At 41.8% G+C, this 16,795-nt stretch carries 14 protein-coding genes and 1 pseudogene; 9 read left to right on the forward strand and 6 right to left on the reverse strand.

The features are described from left to right. The first annotated feature begins 196 nt into the window (after positions 1-196). The 7 genes from cysS to AACU25_RS26830 all read left to right on the forward strand — a co-directional run bounded on the left by cysS (position 197) and on the right by AACU25_RS26830 (position 7,257). Positions 197-1,657, forward strand: a complete 1,461-nt coding sequence (gene cysS / locus AACU25_RS26800; protein WP_096580895.1) for a cysteine--tRNA ligase — start codon at positions 197-199, stop codon at positions 1,655-1,657. A gap of 55 nt (positions 1,658-1,712) precedes the next feature. Continuing rightward, complete coding sequence (locus AACU25_RS26805; protein ID WP_096580897.1) at positions 1,713-2,045, forward strand: hypothetical protein; 333 nt, start codon at positions 1,713-1,715, stop codon at positions 2,043-2,045. Continuing rightward, the gene (locus AACU25_RS26810; RefSeq protein WP_096580899.1) at positions 2,042-2,467 is read left to right on the forward strand and encodes a type II toxin-antitoxin system VapC family toxin; all 426 of its coding nucleotides are present in this window, start codon (positions 2,042-2,044) and stop codon (positions 2,465-2,467) included. The genes AACU25_RS26805 and AACU25_RS26810 overlap by 4 nt, the downstream gene beginning before the upstream one ends. Before the next feature lie 110 nt (positions 2,468-2,577). Next, positions 2,578-4,017 carry a TldD/PmbA family protein gene (locus tag AACU25_RS26815; RefSeq protein ID WP_096580901.1) on the forward strand — a complete coding sequence of 480 codons (1,440 nt, stop codon included), beginning with the start codon at positions 2,578-2,580 and terminating at the stop codon, positions 4,015-4,017. A gap of 67 nt (positions 4,018-4,084) precedes the next feature. Then, positions 4,085-5,431 (forward strand): TldD/PmbA family protein, encoded by a 1,347-nt coding sequence (locus AACU25_RS26820; RefSeq protein WP_096580903.1) that lies wholly within the window; start codon positions 4,085-4,087, stop codon positions 5,429-5,431. 94 nt (positions 5,432-5,525) lie between these two features. Beyond that, complete coding sequence (gene dapB, locus AACU25_RS26825) at positions 5,526-6,362, forward strand: 4-hydroxy-tetrahydrodipicolinate reductase (RefSeq protein ID WP_096580905.1); 837 nt, start codon at positions 5,526-5,528, stop codon at positions 6,360-6,362. A 184-nt stretch (positions 6,363-6,546) separates the two neighbouring features. Then, entirely contained in the window at positions 6,547-7,257 is a 711-nt protein-coding gene (locus tag AACU25_RS26830; protein ID WP_096580907.1) for a phosphate ABC transporter permease, read from the forward strand. A gap of 79 nt (positions 7,258-7,336) precedes the next feature. On the opposite strand, the gene AACU25_RS26835 is transcribed toward AACU25_RS26830, so the two are convergent. The 5 genes from AACU25_RS26835 to AACU25_RS26855 all read right to left on the reverse strand — a co-directional run bounded on the left by AACU25_RS26835 (position 7,337) and on the right by AACU25_RS26855 (position 10,724). After that, positions 7,337-7,966, reverse strand: coding sequence for a precorrin-8X methylmutase (locus tag AACU25_RS26835; RefSeq protein WP_096584105.1), 630 nt, complete (start codon positions 7,964-7,966; stop codon positions 7,337-7,339). 238 nt (positions 7,967-8,204) lie between these two features. Further along, positions 8,205-9,014 carry a TPM domain-containing protein gene (locus AACU25_RS26840; RefSeq protein ID WP_096580909.1) on the reverse strand — a complete coding sequence of 270 codons (810 nt, stop codon included), beginning with the start codon at positions 9,012-9,014 and terminating at the stop codon, positions 8,205-8,207. A gap of 258 nt (positions 9,015-9,272) precedes the next feature. After that, a complete protein-coding gene (locus AACU25_RS26845; protein ID WP_096580911.1) occupies positions 9,273-9,812 on the reverse strand; it encodes a hypothetical protein in 540 nt (179 codons plus the stop codon). 11 nt (positions 9,813-9,823) lie between these two features. Beyond that, a complete protein-coding gene (locus tag AACU25_RS26850) occupies positions 9,824-10,204 on the reverse strand; it encodes a YtxH domain-containing protein (protein ID WP_096580912.1) in 381 nt (126 codons plus the stop codon). A 178-nt stretch (positions 10,205-10,382) separates the two neighbouring features. Continuing rightward, on the reverse strand, positions 10,383-10,724 hold the full coding sequence (locus AACU25_RS26855) for a hypothetical protein (RefSeq protein WP_096580914.1): 342 nt from the start codon (positions 10,722-10,724) through the stop codon (positions 10,383-10,385). 1,070 nt (positions 10,725-11,794) lie between these two features. Between AACU25_RS26855 and AACU25_RS26860 the strand changes: the two are divergent. Both AACU25_RS26860 and AACU25_RS26865 read left to right on the forward strand, forming a co-directional pair. Continuing rightward, positions 11,795-12,142: pseudogene (locus AACU25_RS26860) on the forward strand (diguanylate cyclase); the annotation flags it as partial. Further along, the gene (locus AACU25_RS26865; protein ID WP_339382118.1) at positions 12,134-15,172 is read left to right on the forward strand and encodes a response regulator; all 3,039 of its coding nucleotides are present in this window, start codon (positions 12,134-12,136) and stop codon (positions 15,170-15,172) included. The pseudogene AACU25_RS26860 and the gene AACU25_RS26865, both read left to right, overlap by 9 nt. Positions 15,173-15,583: 411 nt before the next feature. On the opposite strand, the gene AACU25_RS26870 is transcribed toward AACU25_RS26865, so the two are convergent. Then, the gene (locus AACU25_RS26870) at positions 15,584-16,720 is read right to left on the reverse strand and encodes an aromatic acid exporter family protein (RefSeq protein ID WP_096580918.1); all 1,137 of its coding nucleotides are present in this window, start codon (positions 16,718-16,720) and stop codon (positions 15,584-15,586) included. Positions 16,721-16,795: the final 75 nt, after the last annotated feature.

A 16,795-nucleotide genomic window follows, 5' to 3' on the forward strand; every position in this document is an offset into this window, starting at 1 on the left:
TAGTATAGAAAACACTAGGATAGGGATGCTGGACTATCATCCCAAGTGCTTTACCCTATTATTACGTATCTACTTATTGCCAAATTACTGTGTTAACTTGCCCTTGCTTGAGGTTGAATAAACATAAGTAGCCAGGATGATTGGCAGAACTAGGTTTTACCATTTTGAATTGCGAATTGAGAATTTTGAATAGCTTATGACCCTAACCCTTTACAATACCCTCACCCGTCGTCAGGAACCCTTTGAAACAGTAGAACCAGGCAAGGTTAAGATGTATTACTGCGGGGTGACGGTATACGACTACTGCCATTTGGGTCATGCTAGAGCTTGTATTGTTTGGGATGTAGTACGCCGATATCTCCAGTTTAGCGGCTATGAAGTTCGCTACATCCAAAATTTTACTGATATTGATGACAAGATTTTAAACCGAGCCAGAGAAGAACGCTCATCAATGGAAGCGGTGGCGGAACGCTATATTAAAGCCTATTTTGAGGATATGGCGAGGCTGAGAATCAAAGAAGCTGATGAGTATCCCCGTGCTACCCATACAATGAACGGTATTCAACGGCTGATTCACGATTTAGAAAATCAAGGCTATGCTTACCCCGCCAATGGCGATGTTTACTATGCCGTGCGGCAATTTGCTGATTATGGTAAGCTTTCTGGACGCAAGCTAGAAGATATGCAAGCAGGTGCTAGCGATCGCGTCAATATAGAAGATGCCGAATATAAAAAAAAGAAAGACCCCTTTGATTTTGCTTTGTGGAAAGCTGCAAAACCTGGCGAACCTTCATGGGAATCACCTTGGGGTGCAGGTCGTCCAGGTTGGCATATAGAATGTTCGGCAATGGTGCGCGATCGCCTGGGCGATACCATAGATATTCACGCTGGTGGTGCTGACTTAATTTTCCCCCACCACGAAAACGAAATTGCCCAATCGGAAGCGGTAACAGGCAAACCTTTATCTCGTTACTGGCTGCACAACGGCATGGTAAAGGTAGATGGCGAGAAAATGTCCAAGTCTTTGGGCAACTTTACCACCATTCGCGACCTCCTGGATCGAGGAGTGGAACCAATGGCGGTGCGGTTATTTGTCCTGCAAGCCCAATATCGTAAACCCATAGATTTTACCGACGAAGCGATCGCCGCCGCCACTAACGGTTGGCACACATTGAAGGAAGGATTGCTGTTTGGTTATGAGTATGGGGACAAGTTGGGAAAAGGGGAATGGGGAATGGGGAATGGGGAAATTTCCGAAACTAATCCCTTTGTGCAGCGATTTAAAGAAGCTGTAGACGATGACTTTAATTTTCCAGGTGGGTTAGCAGTGATATTTGAATTAGCCAAAGAACTGCGGCGCGAGGGAAATATTATTGTCCATGAAGGCAAAACTGCAACACCTGCTGAAGAATTGCGTCAACAATGGCAAACACTTGTTACCTTAGCTGGAGTCTTAGGCTTAGAAGCCAAGCCAGAAGCAGAAAAACCAGCGAGTAATGGTTTAAGTGATGCAGAAATTGAAGATTTGATTGCACAACGCCAAGCAGCCAGAAAAGCCAAAAACTTTGCCGAAGGCGATCGCATTCGCAATGAACTGCAAGCCCAAGGTATTACTCTAATTGATAGTAAAGATGGTACTCGTTGGCATAGAAGCTAACAATTCAATCAAGATGATTAGATGCTAAATCAGAAACCGTAGGATTGAAAACAATATGTCTGCCCAATCAGCACATACCTTAGACTTAAATATTCTTTTGGAAAAAGATACAACTGGCAAAGAAACTGCCATTGTACTAGAAATTCCCGACTGTCGAATTACAGCCGACACCCGCCAACAAGCATTAGATGGAGTCCGTCAGCTACTTTCAGAACGTCTGGCTAAAGCAGAAATTGTTTCTTTAAAAATGCAACTACCCGAAAATCCTCATCCATGGATGAAATTTGCTGGTATGTTCCAAGCTGATCCCCTATTTGCCGAAATTACTAGAGAAATTAGACAAGAAAGACAAGAAACAGCACAGGAATCTTTGCCAAATACTTTATGAGCAGATGGATACTTGATACCGATCATGTATCGCTGTTCCTGGAAGGCGATCGCACAGTCATCACAAAAGTTATTCAAACATCCTCTGTAGCGATAACGATTATTACAGTTCAAGAGATATTCAACGGTTGGATGGGTAAGCTTAACGATCCATCACAAGCTGATAACTTGGTGAGAGTTTACACAAAGCTTTGGCAGACAACAGATTATTTCAAGAGTGTGGTGATTTTGAACTTTGATGAAGCCGCCAATACTTGTTATAAAAGCCTGTTGCAGCAACACCCAAAACTCAACAAGAAAAGACTGAACAAAGACCTGCGTATTGCCTCAATTGCTCTGTCGACAAACAGTATTATGGTGACACGTAATTATCAGGACTTTTCTCAAATTCCCAACCTAGTTATAGAAGATTGGACAGTGTAATCTGATGTCGCTGAGGAACTGTAGCAAAATCAAAGCGATCGCATCCCCAGTCCCCAATCCCCAATCCCCAATCCCCAATCCCCAGTCCCCAGTCCCCAATCCCTAATCCTATGTGGTCAGAATTAACAAAAGCGATCGCGCATATTAATGTTCCGGCTGATTGGGTCGGTATTAGAGTAGTTAAAGAAACATCCTCTAACCGCCATGTTCGTGATGGTTTACCCCAAGCTAATGGCAAATACTCCACAATGGGGGCAATGCTGGAAGTCTTGGTTAATGGCTGTTTGGGTTATGCAGCTACCAATTCTCTAGACCTTGCTAGCTTACAAGCAGCGGCAGAAATAGCGTATAAACAGGCACTTGTAGCTAGTGAATGGCGGATCTATGATTTCGGTGTCACTGAACGTCCCAAGGTGGTTGGGGAATATAACTCCCCGTTTTTGGAACCCTTGGATAGTCTCTGTCCTGGGGAAATTAACGATTTACTAGTGCGGATTTGCCAAACCCTCAAAGTCAGCGACAAAATAGTCCAGGCTACAGCCAGCATTACCAGCAGCGAGAAAGAAAGCTGGTTTGCCAGTAGCAATGGCTCCCAAGTGTACCAAAAATTTCTTTCCTTCGGTAATCATTACGGAGCCATTGCCCAAGATGGTGCAATTGTTCAGCAGCGTACCAACAACGGCTCCCACGCCAACTGTTACCAAGGTGGACTGGAACTCTTAAAAAGAGATACCTTATGGCAGCAAGTCCGGCAAGTTGGCGAACAAGCTGTTGAACTTTTAACAGCAGAGGAATGTCCCACCACTCGCACCAATTTAGTGTTAGCACCCGATCAAATGATGCTACAAATTCATGAAAGTGTCGGGCATCCCCTAGAAATTGACCGGATTTTAGGAGATGAGCGTAACTACGCTGGTGGTAGCTTTGTTAGTAAAAGTGATTTTGGCAACTTAGTTTATGGTTCGCCACTCATGAATATTACCTTTGACCCCACTGTTCCAGGTGAATTTGCTAGCTATGGCTTTGATGATACGGGCGTTGTCGCCACACGCGAATATGTAATTAAAGAAGGCGTACTACAACGAGGTTTAGGTAGCCTAGAAAGCCAAGCTAGAGCAAGTGTAGCTGGTGTTGCCTGTGCCCGTGCTTCCTCATGGAATCGTCCCCCAATCGATCGCATGGCTAACTTAAATTTAGAACCAGGAAACGCCACCTTTGCGGAAATTATTTCTGACATAGAACATGGGGTTTACATGGAATCTAACCGTTCTTGGTCAATAGATGATCGCCGTTATAAATTTCAATTTGGATGCGAATATGCCAAATTAATTGAAAATGGCAAACTCACCAAAACCCTACGTAACCCTAACTATCGAGCCACAACTCCAGAATTTTGGCAAAGTTTAACTAAAGTAGGTAATGCTGCCAATTGGCAAATGTATGGTACTCCTTTCTGCGGTAAAGGTGAACCAAATCAGGCAATTTGGGTAGGACATGGTTCCCCCGTGTGTCTATTTGCGAATGTCGAAGTATTTGGCGGTGGTAGTTGAAAAGTAGGATGCGTTAATAACGCATCCTACATCTGAGCAATATTTTTTTCAATTTACTTGAGTTCCCATGAAAATTGATGATCTCGCGGCTTTAGAGACCAGCTTTAATCAACTAATCGAAACATTAATTATCAAGAAAAATTCCACTGAAGAATTCACTGTCAAACTTAGCAGTGAAAGAAGTCAGTTTACGCGATTCAATCATGCCAAAGTACGCCAAACTGGTCATGTTGCTGATGGTTGGATTGAATTAACTTTAATGGAGAATCAGCGCAGTAGTTTTCGGCAATTTCCCTTTACAGGAAATTGGGAAATTGATTGGCAAACAGCATATCAATCTCTACAAGAACTGCGTCAAGAAATAGGATTATTACCTATCGATCCATATTTAGTTTTACCAACAGGAAACAACACCAGCCGCGAAGTCCATTTTGGGAAATTATTACCCATTGATGAGGTAGTACCCTCAATTGTCCAAGTAGTTACAGAATTAGATTTTACTGGGATATACGCTGGCGGAGTTGTCATTAAAGGCTACGGCGATTCCCAAGGGCAAAAACATTGGTTTGCTACAGATACTTTTACCTTAGATTATTCTTTATTTACTCCCTCTGGGCAAGCAGTTAAAGGTACTTTCGCAGGTAGTAATTGGGATGAATCTGCTTATATTCAAAAAATTAGCCAAGATAAAAAACAATTAGAATTACTTGCTTTTTCTCCTAAAGAATTACCGCGAGGACAATATAAAACTTACTTTGCACCTGCAGCAGTTGCTGATTTATCAATGATGCTTTCTTGGGGTGCGGTTAGTGAAGCAGATTTACAACAAGGTAACAGTGCTTTAGCTATTTTATCTCGCAAAGATAAAGTTTTATCACCAAAATTTAACTTAAAAGAAAACTTTCAACTGGGGTTAGTTCCGCGCTTTAATGCTTGGGGAGAAATGGCAGAGCCAGAGTTACCTATTATTGAAAAAGGACTTTTAGTTAATACTCTAATTAATTCGCGTACTGCTAAAGAGTATCAAAAAACAGCCAACGGTGCTAATAGTTCAGAAACCTTACGCGCACCAGAAATAACCCCAGGAAATTTAGAATTTGCAGAGATTTTACCAAGATTAGATACAGGCTTATATGTCTCTAACTTGCATTACTTAAATTGGAGCGATCGCCCCAATGGTAGAATCACAGGTATGACTCGCTATGCCTGTTTTTGGGTAGAAAACGGAGAAATTATCGCCCCCATAGAAAATCTACGTTTTGATGAAAGCCTCTATCGCTTTTGGGGAGATAACTTAGTGGATTTTACCAATTTCCAAGAATTTATCCCCGAAGTCGGCACATACGAGAGTCGCGAACTCGGAGGTGGTTTAGTTCCAGGAATGTTGGTAGAAGACTTTACTTATACCTTGTAATAGTTTTTGACTTTTGAGTTCCATGCAGCACTAGCTACAAGATCACCAAAGTCTCTACAATTCCTTTGTTAGTTACAAAACTTTTGCCTAATTTATGACGAATCAAGCTCCTATCCCTGTTATTGTCAACGGTGCTGCTGGCAAAATGGGCCGCGAGGTAGTGAAAGCTGTGGCGCAAGCATCTGACTTAAATTTAGTCGGTGCAATAGACAGCAGTCCCGAACATCAGGGTAAAGATGCTGGAGAATTGGCGGGTTTAAGCGAACCCCTAGAAGTGCCAATTACCAATCAATTAGAACCAATGCTGGGATACGTAGCTGGCGACAGACAAGGGCCGCCAGGGGTGATAGTAGACTTTACCCATCCCGATTCAGTTTATGACAATATTCGCAGTGCGATCGCTTACGGTATTCGTCCAGTTGTCGGTACTACTGGCTTAAGCGCAGCACAAATTGAAGACTTAGCTGACTTTGCTGAAAAAGCTAGCACTGGTTGTTTGATTATTCCTAACTTTTCCATAGGTATGGTACTGCTACAACAAGCAGCGATCGCCGCCTCGCAATATTTCGATCATGTAGAAATTATCGAACTACATCATAATCAAAAAGCCGATGCACCTAGCGGAACAGCAATCAAAACCGCACAATTGCTAGGAGAACTAGGTAAAACTTTTAACCCTGCTGTTGTGGAAGAAACGGAAAAATTAGCAGGCGCTAGAGGCAGTTTAGCAGACGAAGGTATTCGCATTCACAGCGTGCGCTTGCCGGGACTGATAGCCCACCAGGAAGTTATTTTTGGCGCACCAGGGCAAATTTATACCTTACGACATGATACAAGCGATCGCGCTTGTTATATGCCAGGAGTACTACTAGCAATTCGCAAAATCTTACAGCTAAAGTCGTTAGTATATGGATTAGAAAAGATAATATAAACTTCAACATTATGGGGCATTGGGCATTGGTCATTGGTAATGGGTAATTGGTAATCGGTAATTAGTGTTTGTCATTAATTATTTCTCCCCCTGCTCCCTGCCCCGTTGCTTTTCCTAGTCCCCAGTCCCCAGTCCCCAGTCCCCAGTCCCCAATCCCCAATCCCCAGTCCCCCAGAAATCACTCATGTTAGTTCCACTGACTCGACAGAAATTTGAACAAATAATTCCCTTAATTGCCAGTGGGCCACAATACAAGTACTACTGGGGAAAGTTTTCTAACTTCATACAGAGGCTATTAATTTCTGTAGTTGCTGTAGTTGTAATTTTGCTGGTTAAAGTCTTTTTTAGGATTGAATTAGATTTAGTCGTATTTCTATTAGGGATAATTGGCGCATTTTTTTGGCTGTGGTATCCCGTATTTCAAGCAAGTGTGCGGAATGTACAATGTCGCCGTTACAAATACAGTGGCTTTTTCCGGGGTCGCATACTTGATTGGTGGATTACAGACCAGTTAATCGGTAAGCAGGAAACTGTTAATAGCAAAGGGGAATTAGTAATTGTAGAAAATCGCGAAAAGCGGATTAACTTAGAAGTCGGAGATGACACAGGATTTAGCATTGAATTTAATGCACCACTCAAACCTGCTTACAAAGTGATTACACGTGGTCTAATTGCCGAAATGATAGTCATGTCCAATCGCCGAGATTTAGGCAGGATTGAAGAGTTCAGCGATATTTACATTCCCAGTCGTGACTTGTGGGTTAGCGATTATCCCGTTGTAAGACAAGATTTCTTTAGCGAAACAAGCCGCCGCTTGCGTGAAGACCCAAATGAAAGACCACGTCGCCGTCGCCGTCAAGAAGAAGAGAGATACGACGACGATTATGATTATTAAGTTCTGAGTGCTGAGTATTTCAGTTATTTTTTATTATTACCAATTACCCATTACCAATTACCAATTCCCCATTCCCCTTTCACCTTCCCCTATTCCCATCTTGCCCGTAAGCTTGCCAAGCCAAGTCTACCAAGCCATCGACAATCGCAGATGCTACCACTGCATTACCTTTGCGCCCTTCAATTGTAATGTGGGGAACTAAAGCCTCTTGTAAGCGTTGTTTAGCCGCATCTACATTCAAAAACCTCACTGGTGTCGCAATTACCAAAGCGGGGCGAATTTCTTCAGTCTCGATTAGATCCATCAGTGCTGTTAGTGCTGTTTGCGATTGACCAACTATAAAAATACCTTCTGGATAGCGTCTCGCTAGGGTTTCTATTCCCCAAGCTACCCGAGTTTTTTCTGTTTGCGGGCGTGTGGCTGTGTCAAAACTACAATATACCGGATTAGCAAAGGTATTTTGGATATCGTAGCTAATACCTACTTGTACCAAGGGTACATCTGCCACAATCGTAGTACGTGCTGCTAAAGCTGCTGCGCCAGATTGCAAAGCATGTTCAGAAAACCAAATTAAAGACTTATACTCAAAGTCGGCTGTCGCGTAAATAACTCGCCGAATAATCTCATATTCCGCTGGTGAAAAGACATGATCGCCAATTTCACTATCAATTATTGCCAAACTTTGAGCATCAGTTACGTGCCATTCCATTTCCATATAGCTCTGAGATCTCAGCTTACAGCTTATCAGCTTCAGAGCTTTCCGAGTACTGAGTGATCCAGCACCCCTAATTCATAACTACCCAATATCTAGTAGCGTGCGTTGTGGCGGAAGCGATCGCGCACCGCCGTAAAATCAAGATATTGCTTGATGATGAACGCTTTGATGTTAACGCACCCTACCTGAAAATATTGGATCTTTTTAGTTTTTGGATTTTTTCTGATTCCCCTTAGGATTCAGCATTAGAAGAAGAACGATTGAAAATTGGAGATAGATAGGCAACCAAAGCGCCAATCAAAAATCCAGCAATATTGCGAAATAGCGGTAACCAGTCGCTAGTACGTGTCACTACAGGCCCAATGCCGAAGGCAATAAACAAAATTCCCCACAAAGGCGAGAAAATCAAAGCCCATTGCCAAGCGAAAATTTGTCCCTCACGTTGGGGTTGAGCTGCAAATCCACAAATTACTCCACCGATAACTGAGGTAATCAAAGTGAGAATCCACTGTTCCCTAGGTAATCCGGGAACAACCTTGCACCCACCTTGAAGTAAACAACCCTTAACGGAATCTAAAGCCTGCAGAATCGCTTGATCTTCACCTTGTTCTCGTACAAAGTACAAATTGCCAAAGCGTGTTTGTAGTTCTATCCAGAAAGTCCGGGGTAAAAGCTCATAAACTGCATCGCCAACGCTAAAGCTGAGGATATTACCACCCCTAGCATCAGCAACTAGCAGAATGCTTTTATCATCCAAACCCCAAAAATTGATTACTGCCCGGCCTGGTGTACGGTCATATTGAGTCAATACTCGCAGTTTCCAACCAGTATCTGTTTCAAACTGCTCTAAATCGTGAACAAGCTTTTCTTCTTGTACATCTGTAAGAGATTTGGCTAAGTCTACAACTGGGGTTGTTTCCTTAGGGAGCAGATCCGGATTGTCATAAGCCAGCGCTGGGGGAGAATGCATCACCCAAATTGACCCAGCCAAGAAAAATGCAGCAATAGATAATAGAATTCGTCGCCAAAAACAAGACTGCATGGACGTTTTTATACAAATATCAAAGGTAGAAGTGAACAAGTTGTTTTAAAAGGTACGGGAAAAGTGATACTTCTTTACACTTGTTTACTTTACTCTAATCTTAGGGATCAAAGCTATAACGATCGCAGCAAAAAATGACGGAGGGCATTGGGCATTGGGCATTGGTAATTGGTAATTGGTAATTGGTGTTTGTTATTTGCCCCTGCTCCCTGCTCCCTGCCCCCCTGCTCTTTCCCAGTCGCCAATCCCCAATCCCAACTACTCCTCATCATCAAAACTAGCTTCCCAACCAGGAGCTTCGCTGTAACCGTCATTACTGCGGTAAACTTCTGATTTGGCACGGCGATTTTCTGCTCTGAGTGCTTCTCGTTCTCGTGAAGGGAGGGATGTTTTCTCAGGATTTGGCAGACGATCGAGCGATCGCTTCGCAGGTTTTTGGCGTGTGAAGGTTTTCCAAGCGGTTTTTACACCCACAACCAGACTGCGTGTGCCTACTTGAATGTTTTGAGCCTGCTTTCTAGCAGTTTCTAAGCTTTGATCGACTTGTTTAACTACTTGACCTGCGCTTTTCACGCCTTCGCTGACATCATCGGTTAAATCAGTAATTTCTAAGCCTGTGGCCCGAATTGCATTCAGAGTAGGTGGTAACTCTCGCGAAAGAGTATCAAATAGCTTTTCTGCACTGCGCGCTGCGCGTGCTACTTCCTGCAAAGCCGGTATAGCCGCCACTAAAACAGCAGTCAGACTAGCGGCGACTAAGAGTATGGACAGTCCCAGCCAAAACAGGGGATCGATCACGGTTATTCTATCTATGAACGTTCTAGTTGCTGGGCAAGAGAATCTGAGTCTTCCTCGGGTTCAGAATCAGCCCTGCGGTTTTCGACGGCGTTTTGCCGCTTTAAGAGTTGACTTTCTCTGTTAGTAGCATCAAGACCTGCAGCGATCGCTTCCCGTAGTCGGTCTAAAGTTTCATCCCAATTGCGTAGTGCATTGGCTGAGAGACGATCTGCTTGGATCTGCACGCTGGTTGATAAATCTTCTGCCAATTCTGGTAAAGCATCGGCAGATTTTTTTAATAGTTTACGCGTTTCGCGCCCTGTGCGTGGAGCGACGAGCAAACCTGTCAAGGCCCCGATAGTTGCCCCTAGCATCAAACCGCCAAAAAATACTCCAGAACGCTTGTTAGACATTGTGATATTGTTTCTCTCCCTAAACTCATTTTAGGTGGGTTTTCTTCTGTTGCAAGACTCAAGCAATTTTTATTATTTAAACTTGCAGTGACTAGATGTGCCGCAGAAATGTTGCTTTACTTTTAAATGGGGGGCCGAGGTTAGAAGTTTGGGGCTAAAGAAGAGAGTTTGTCTGGCTCTACTCTAATTTTGTGATTGTCTTCTTACCATTTGTAGATCCTAGCCTGGGAAAAGAGCGCCGCCACACTTGCCTTCCGAGAAACAAGAGACTGACAATTTGCCGCACTTGCTGGATTTGCTCTTCTAGCCTTTGATTTCCCTGTCGCAAGTGATAAATATTTTGCTGGGCAGCAGAGATTTTTTCTGGTGCTGTATAAAGTACAGCATGGCTACAGCGTTCATAATGGGTAAACCTATCTGCTATCTTGCCAATCTCTTGTTTTAGCTGCCACACACGCCAAGCTACACAGAGTAATATCAGCGATATTAAAGTATTAATTACGACAACTAATATTACCATTGTTTACCTTTAAAGAATCATCACTACCAGCTGCGATAATTTGTTGAAGTTTTGTGATCAATTAAGTTCAGATAACAACAGTACTAAGAAGAAATCCTGATTTAATTAACAAATTTAAGCTGAATCTTGTTTTTTATTTCCATAATTTTCAGACTTCAAAGACAACTAAATCAATCTCAGCCTGTACTTGTCATGTAACTTTATCAATTTTTTACCAAGGTTTCATCACCTTTTTTGTTGATAGTCTTGATAAATTGAAAAATATACACATTACTCTGAGAGCAGTAGAGACTGCTAAACAACAAAATATAGATGAGTATTTGATTACTGAACGCAAATTAGTATAAGATTGAATCAAGATCTACATTTGTACGTAAATAATTACTAAACTCAAACTGGATTGCCGATATATTAGGAATCACTTATGAGACCACCAAAGGCGATCGCTAAGATTTTCGGCTAGTTAGGAAAGACAGTTACTCCTGCCGCAATCTCTACCAAAGCAGGCACATGAAAAGCTAGATTGTCAGTATTTTCCAGTAACATACTAATTTTAATGTGCTATAAATTACAAATCTAGGAAAAAATTGACGCGTCTGCTGGAAAGCCCATAGTTTTTTCAGAATCGAATTTAATAGCATTTTTCTCAATTCTGGTTGACAAATCTCTCCCTGCTGTGTAATGGTAGCTTGATTTTGCAGAATTGGTGTAATTTGCCGTTCGCTTTGAAAAAGCTATTTTAGAGATGATTAACCATCAGCGACAACTCAAAGTTTTCACTCAAGACCAGCGATAAATTGAGTTTTAGCAGGAAATTATGGCTGAAAAACAACGAATTTAGTCATATTTCGTGGCTAATCTCTATCTTTAGGAAAGCTAACCGAATATCTGTAATTGCCCGAAAAAGTTGGGATTGTAGTTAATAACCTGGGCACAATTAAATTCACACTCACTCTTGGCTGAATGAGCGTTTGAGTCAATTTTGATGGGCAATTGAATTTGCGTCAGTACATATGAATCAAGAGACTTTATCTAACCAAATCAATCAGCTTCGTGCCACCCTAGGAAAAATGGAGATTGCTCTAGGGACGGTAGATGAAGCGATTGTCTGGACAGATAGCCAGGGCAGAGTAGAGTGGTTTAATGTAGCTTTTTCTCGCTTGGTAGTTCAGCCAAACATTTCCATTTTAGGTAAGCAGCTATCCCGTATATTGCCTTTACAACAAGCAGGGCAAGATTTGACAACTGCAGCTCATCCCGTCTCAATGGCGTTGACAACCCAAGTTAAGCATCGAGGCTATTATGAATTTATCAAAGATTCCCAGGAGTTAATTCTAGAAATTTCTGCATCTCCCTTCCAAGTGGAAAACACTTTAGAAGCTGAACCCAGTCAAACAAGCGTAGTTTTAGTGATTCGCGACATTACTGAGCATCAGCGAACAGAAAAAGCCCTTTTGTTAGCGAATCAACATTTAGAACAGCGAGTTGAACAGCGTACCCAAGAATTAATTTTTGCTAATCAGCAATTACAGACAACAACATCACGTCTCAGCGCCCTGATACAAAATCTACAGGCTGGGGTTTTGGTAGAAGATGAGTCAGGGAAAATAGTTTTAGTCAATCAAGAATTCTGCCGCTTGTTTGGCTTTGCAGCCGCACCAGAAGCGTTAACTGGAGTTGATTGCTCAAAGGCTGCTCAAGATGCTCAACAACTGTTTACTGAACCAGAACGCTTCATGACACGTGTAGCAGAAATTTTGCTGCATCAACAAATAGTGACAAATGAAGAACTACAATTGCGAGATGGGCGAATTTTTAGCCGAGACTACGTACCGATTTTTATCGCAGAGCAATACTATGGTCATCTCTGGTTATATCAAGATATTAGCCCCCGCAAGCAGGTAGAGGAAGCATTAAAACGTCAAAGTCAGCGATCGCATCTGTTTGCTGAACTCACACTCAAAATTCGTGAATCTCTGCAAATCAATGAGATTCTACAAAACAGTGTGAAAGAAGTGCAAAAGCTGCTCAAAGCTGATAGGGCATTAATCTTGCAAATACAACCACAAGGCGCTTTAACTGTAGTGCAAGAAGCAGTACTTCCTGGTTTACCTGTAGTCATGGGACAAAATATTGATGACCCATGTTTTACAGAGGGCTACATCGAAAAATATACTCAGGGAAGGATTAGCGCCATCACTGACATAGAAAAGGCTGATATCCTACCTTGTCATATTCAATTACTACAAAAATTTGCTGTCAAAGCTAATCTGGTTGTTCCCATAATTCTCAAAAGCGAACTTTGGGGATTGTTAATCACCCATCAATGTTACTATCCTCGCCAATGGACTAGTTGGGAAACTGAGCTATTACAGTCACTAGCCGACCAAATTGGTGTAGCATTAGCCCAAGCCCAATTACTAGAAGCAGAAACATTTCAGCGCCAAGAGCTAGAAATAGCCCGTCAACAAGCTGAGATGGCTTCTCAGGCTAAAAGTATGTTTTTAGCAAACATGAGCCATGAAATTCGTACCCCGATGAATGCTGTGTTAGGGATGACTGGGTTACTGTTAGAAACTCCCTTAAATGAAGAACAGCATGATTTTGTAGAAACAATCCGTACAAGTGGCGATGCACTTTTATCTTTGATCAACGAGATTTTGGATTTATCTAAACTTGAAGCAGGGGAGATGCTGCTAGAAAATCTCGCCTTTGATTTATCTACTTGTGTTGAGGAAGTTTTGGACTTGTTAGCGCCCCTGGCTCATCATAAGGGATTAGAAATTGCGGCCTTGATTCATCGCAATGTACCTACACTTTTACAAGGTGATGCTAGTCGTCTGCGGCAAGTTTTGATGAATTTGATTGGAAATGCGATTAAGTTCACTGCTACAGGAGAAGTAGTAGTACAAGCAGAACTCAAATCAGAAACCTCTACTCAAGCTACCATCTACTTTGCAATTATCGATACTGGACTAGGTATTACTCCACAAGAACAGCGCAAACTCTTTACACCATTTACCCAAGTTGATGCTTCCAATACCCGCCAATATGGTGGTACTGGTTTGGGATTAGCTATTTGCAAACAAATCGTAAATTTAATGGGTGGAGAAATTGGCGTACAAAGTAATTTCGGTAAAGGATCAAAATTTTGGTTTGAAGTTCCTTTTACCAAACAAACTCAGCTAACTTTACCAGGAAAAGAACGCGAATCGCTGAAAAATCGCCGCTTGTTAGTAGTAGATGATAACGCTACTAATCGCAAAATTATTCACCATCAAGCTAGCAATTGGGGAATGCAAGTAGATGGAGCATCTTCTGCTGCAACAGCACTGCAAATGCTAGAAGAAGCAGCCCTAATGAGAATCCCTTATCATATCATCTTAATAGATATGCAAATGCCACAAACAGATGGCATGACTCTGGCACAACAAATTAAATCGAATCCTATTATTGCTGATATACCGTTAATTCTGATCACTTCTACCAATCAAAAGAGTGAATTAGAAAACTCTCGTAGAAGCGGATTTGCGAGTTATTTAATTAAACCCGTCAAGGCATCCCGACTGCTTGATACAATTTTAAATGTTCTGGAAAGCCCATCAACTATTGAACAACGTTCATGTCCATTACCGATCAAGAAAATTGCTAGCTCTACTAAATCCAAGTTAAGATTATTGCTAGCAGAAGATAATCGGGTAAATCAAAAAGTTGCTCTCAAGCAGCTTCAGAGTTTAGGCTATGAAGCCGATGTTGCTGCCAATGGCGAAGAAGTTTTACAACTGATAGAAAAAGTTCCTTATGACTTAATTCTCATGGACTGCCAAATGCCAATTCTTGATGGCTTGGAAACTACCAGAGAAATTCGTCGGCTACCAGAAAATTACTTTGCTAGTCATTCCCAACCTATAGTAATTGCCATGACAGCTAATGCGATGGCAGAAGACAAACAACTTTGCTTGAATGCAGGGATGGATGATTATTTAAGTAAGCCTGTAGTTAAAGATAAATTGGCAGTATTGCTGGAGCATTGGAGTCACATGATACTTACGCCAGCAGAAGAAATTGCTGCTGCGGCAACAGTTACTACTACAAATGAAAATTTATCTGAACTGCCGATTGATTGGGAAGTATTAAACCAAATATCAGGCAATAATCAAGAATTTGAATTTTATTTATTGCAAATATACGTGAAAGATTGTCTATCTCATTTAGAGGACACTAAAGCTGCGATCGCATCTCGAGATTTTCCGCAAATGGTATACACAATCTCTCAACTAAAAGTCTCTAGTTCCTATATCGGAGCTAAAGCCATCCAGCAAACTATAGAAAATTTAGAACAATTAGCCCACAATCAAGAACTGGCAGATACATCTCAATATATAGAAGAGTTAGAAAATTTTGTTCATAGAATTCAATCTTTTTTAATTAGTAAACAGCGGCCTTAATTCAACAAATATACAGTTATTATCGGGTCTATTACTTTTGTGTAGTAGATGTAGGTTGAATTACGCTGTACTTAACCCAATCTACAGATGCCAGGTAATCGGCTGTTCCACATTTAACTTGCATATATTGGGCGGGCGTTGTACAAATACGTCGCGCCCTCATCCCCTAACCCCTTCTCCCCCTGGAGAAGGGGAATTGAATCTCTTGCTCCCCTCTCCTGGTGGGAGAGGGGCTGGGGGTGAGGGCGAAACCTTTCAACCAAGGGGGTTTCACGTTAAGTTGACACCAATGGCAAGATGCCCACCCCACAAGATGTATAGACATTGTGTATATGTAGTTGTGCAAAATTAATTATATATATTTAATTTTGCGTGGGTACTTATATCTGCTGCTTGAGAAAAATGCAGGTTTTACTCTTGATTAAGAGTTGCTGCCATTCTTTGCAGCTTTCTCCCTACTTCTTCCATGATGTAAAAGAAGGTGAAAAACCGCAATAGCTCATCAATGGGATAATTTGACTGGTGTGTTGTTTGCAAATGATTGAATTGCTCTGTAGCATTTGTCAGTGCAACTTCCATCTCTGAAATAGATAATTGTGGCTGATGAGATTTTACTGCTGTTGCTAGCACGAGCATGACATTTTGAGTTTCTTGCGCCAAAGGAGTCAATTGGGGTGAAAGCATTTGCCAAAATGTATCCTGTTGTCTAGCGAGTACAGTATGTTCCATTGTGAGAATATGCTCCCAAATTCGCCGGATGAGAAATTCCCAAGCAGGATTAACGCGCATTTCTGGCGGTTCATTGCTCAATCCTTGTCTAACTTCTTTCCAAAGTTCCCGTCCTTGACCAAAAGAACGAATAATACTAATTTTTAAAGCATCTGCATAAGAGCGATCGTAGTTTCCTGTAAAGGCGCAATTAACTACTAATCTGTAAAACTTTTCTAAATCTACTAAGGTTTGAAATAAACATTCTCGCAACTGTACACCAGCTGCAGCCGGAAAAATAAACTTGTTTACCAACAGTGCGACACCAATACCTAACAAGGTTTCTAGTAACCTACCCCAGGCGTACAACCAAGGCGAATGATTGTAACTTAAGATGACGATCGCAGATACATACCCCGCTAACTTTGCAGCTTCGTTGAATTTTCCACAAGAAGTAGCAAAGATGGTGATAAAGACACACAATCCTAATGACCAGGGATGAGTACCTAATGTAACAGCAAAAACCGCTCCAGATAAAGCACCAATAATGGTTCCGATTAAACGCTGTATCCCTAATGTTAAAGTGCTGCCATGAGTTGATGACATGACAATAATCGCCGCAATCACTGCATAAAAAGGATATTCCCAGCGCAACCCTTGAGCAATCACTAAAGAAATTGTCGCCGCGATCGCCATTTTTCCTGCCATCTTCGCTAACTGTAGCCATGAAATCGCCTGGGGGGAAAGCATCCAGTTTTTGATATGAGCGATCGCATTCCTGAGGCGTGATCGCTTGGCTGGGTTATTTGAGCGTGACAAGCTACGAGAGGATTTTGCCATGCTTGAAATAATTCGTAATTCGTAGTTCGTAGTTCGTAATTAAGGCTATTTGAGATAGTTCAACAAATTTAATTA

Source organism: Tolypothrix tenuis PCC 7101 (assembly GCF_963874875.1).
In the GTDB taxonomy this organism is placed as follows: Bacteria; Cyanobacteriota; Cyanobacteriia; order Cyanobacteriales; family Nostocaceae; genus Aulosira; species Aulosira tenue.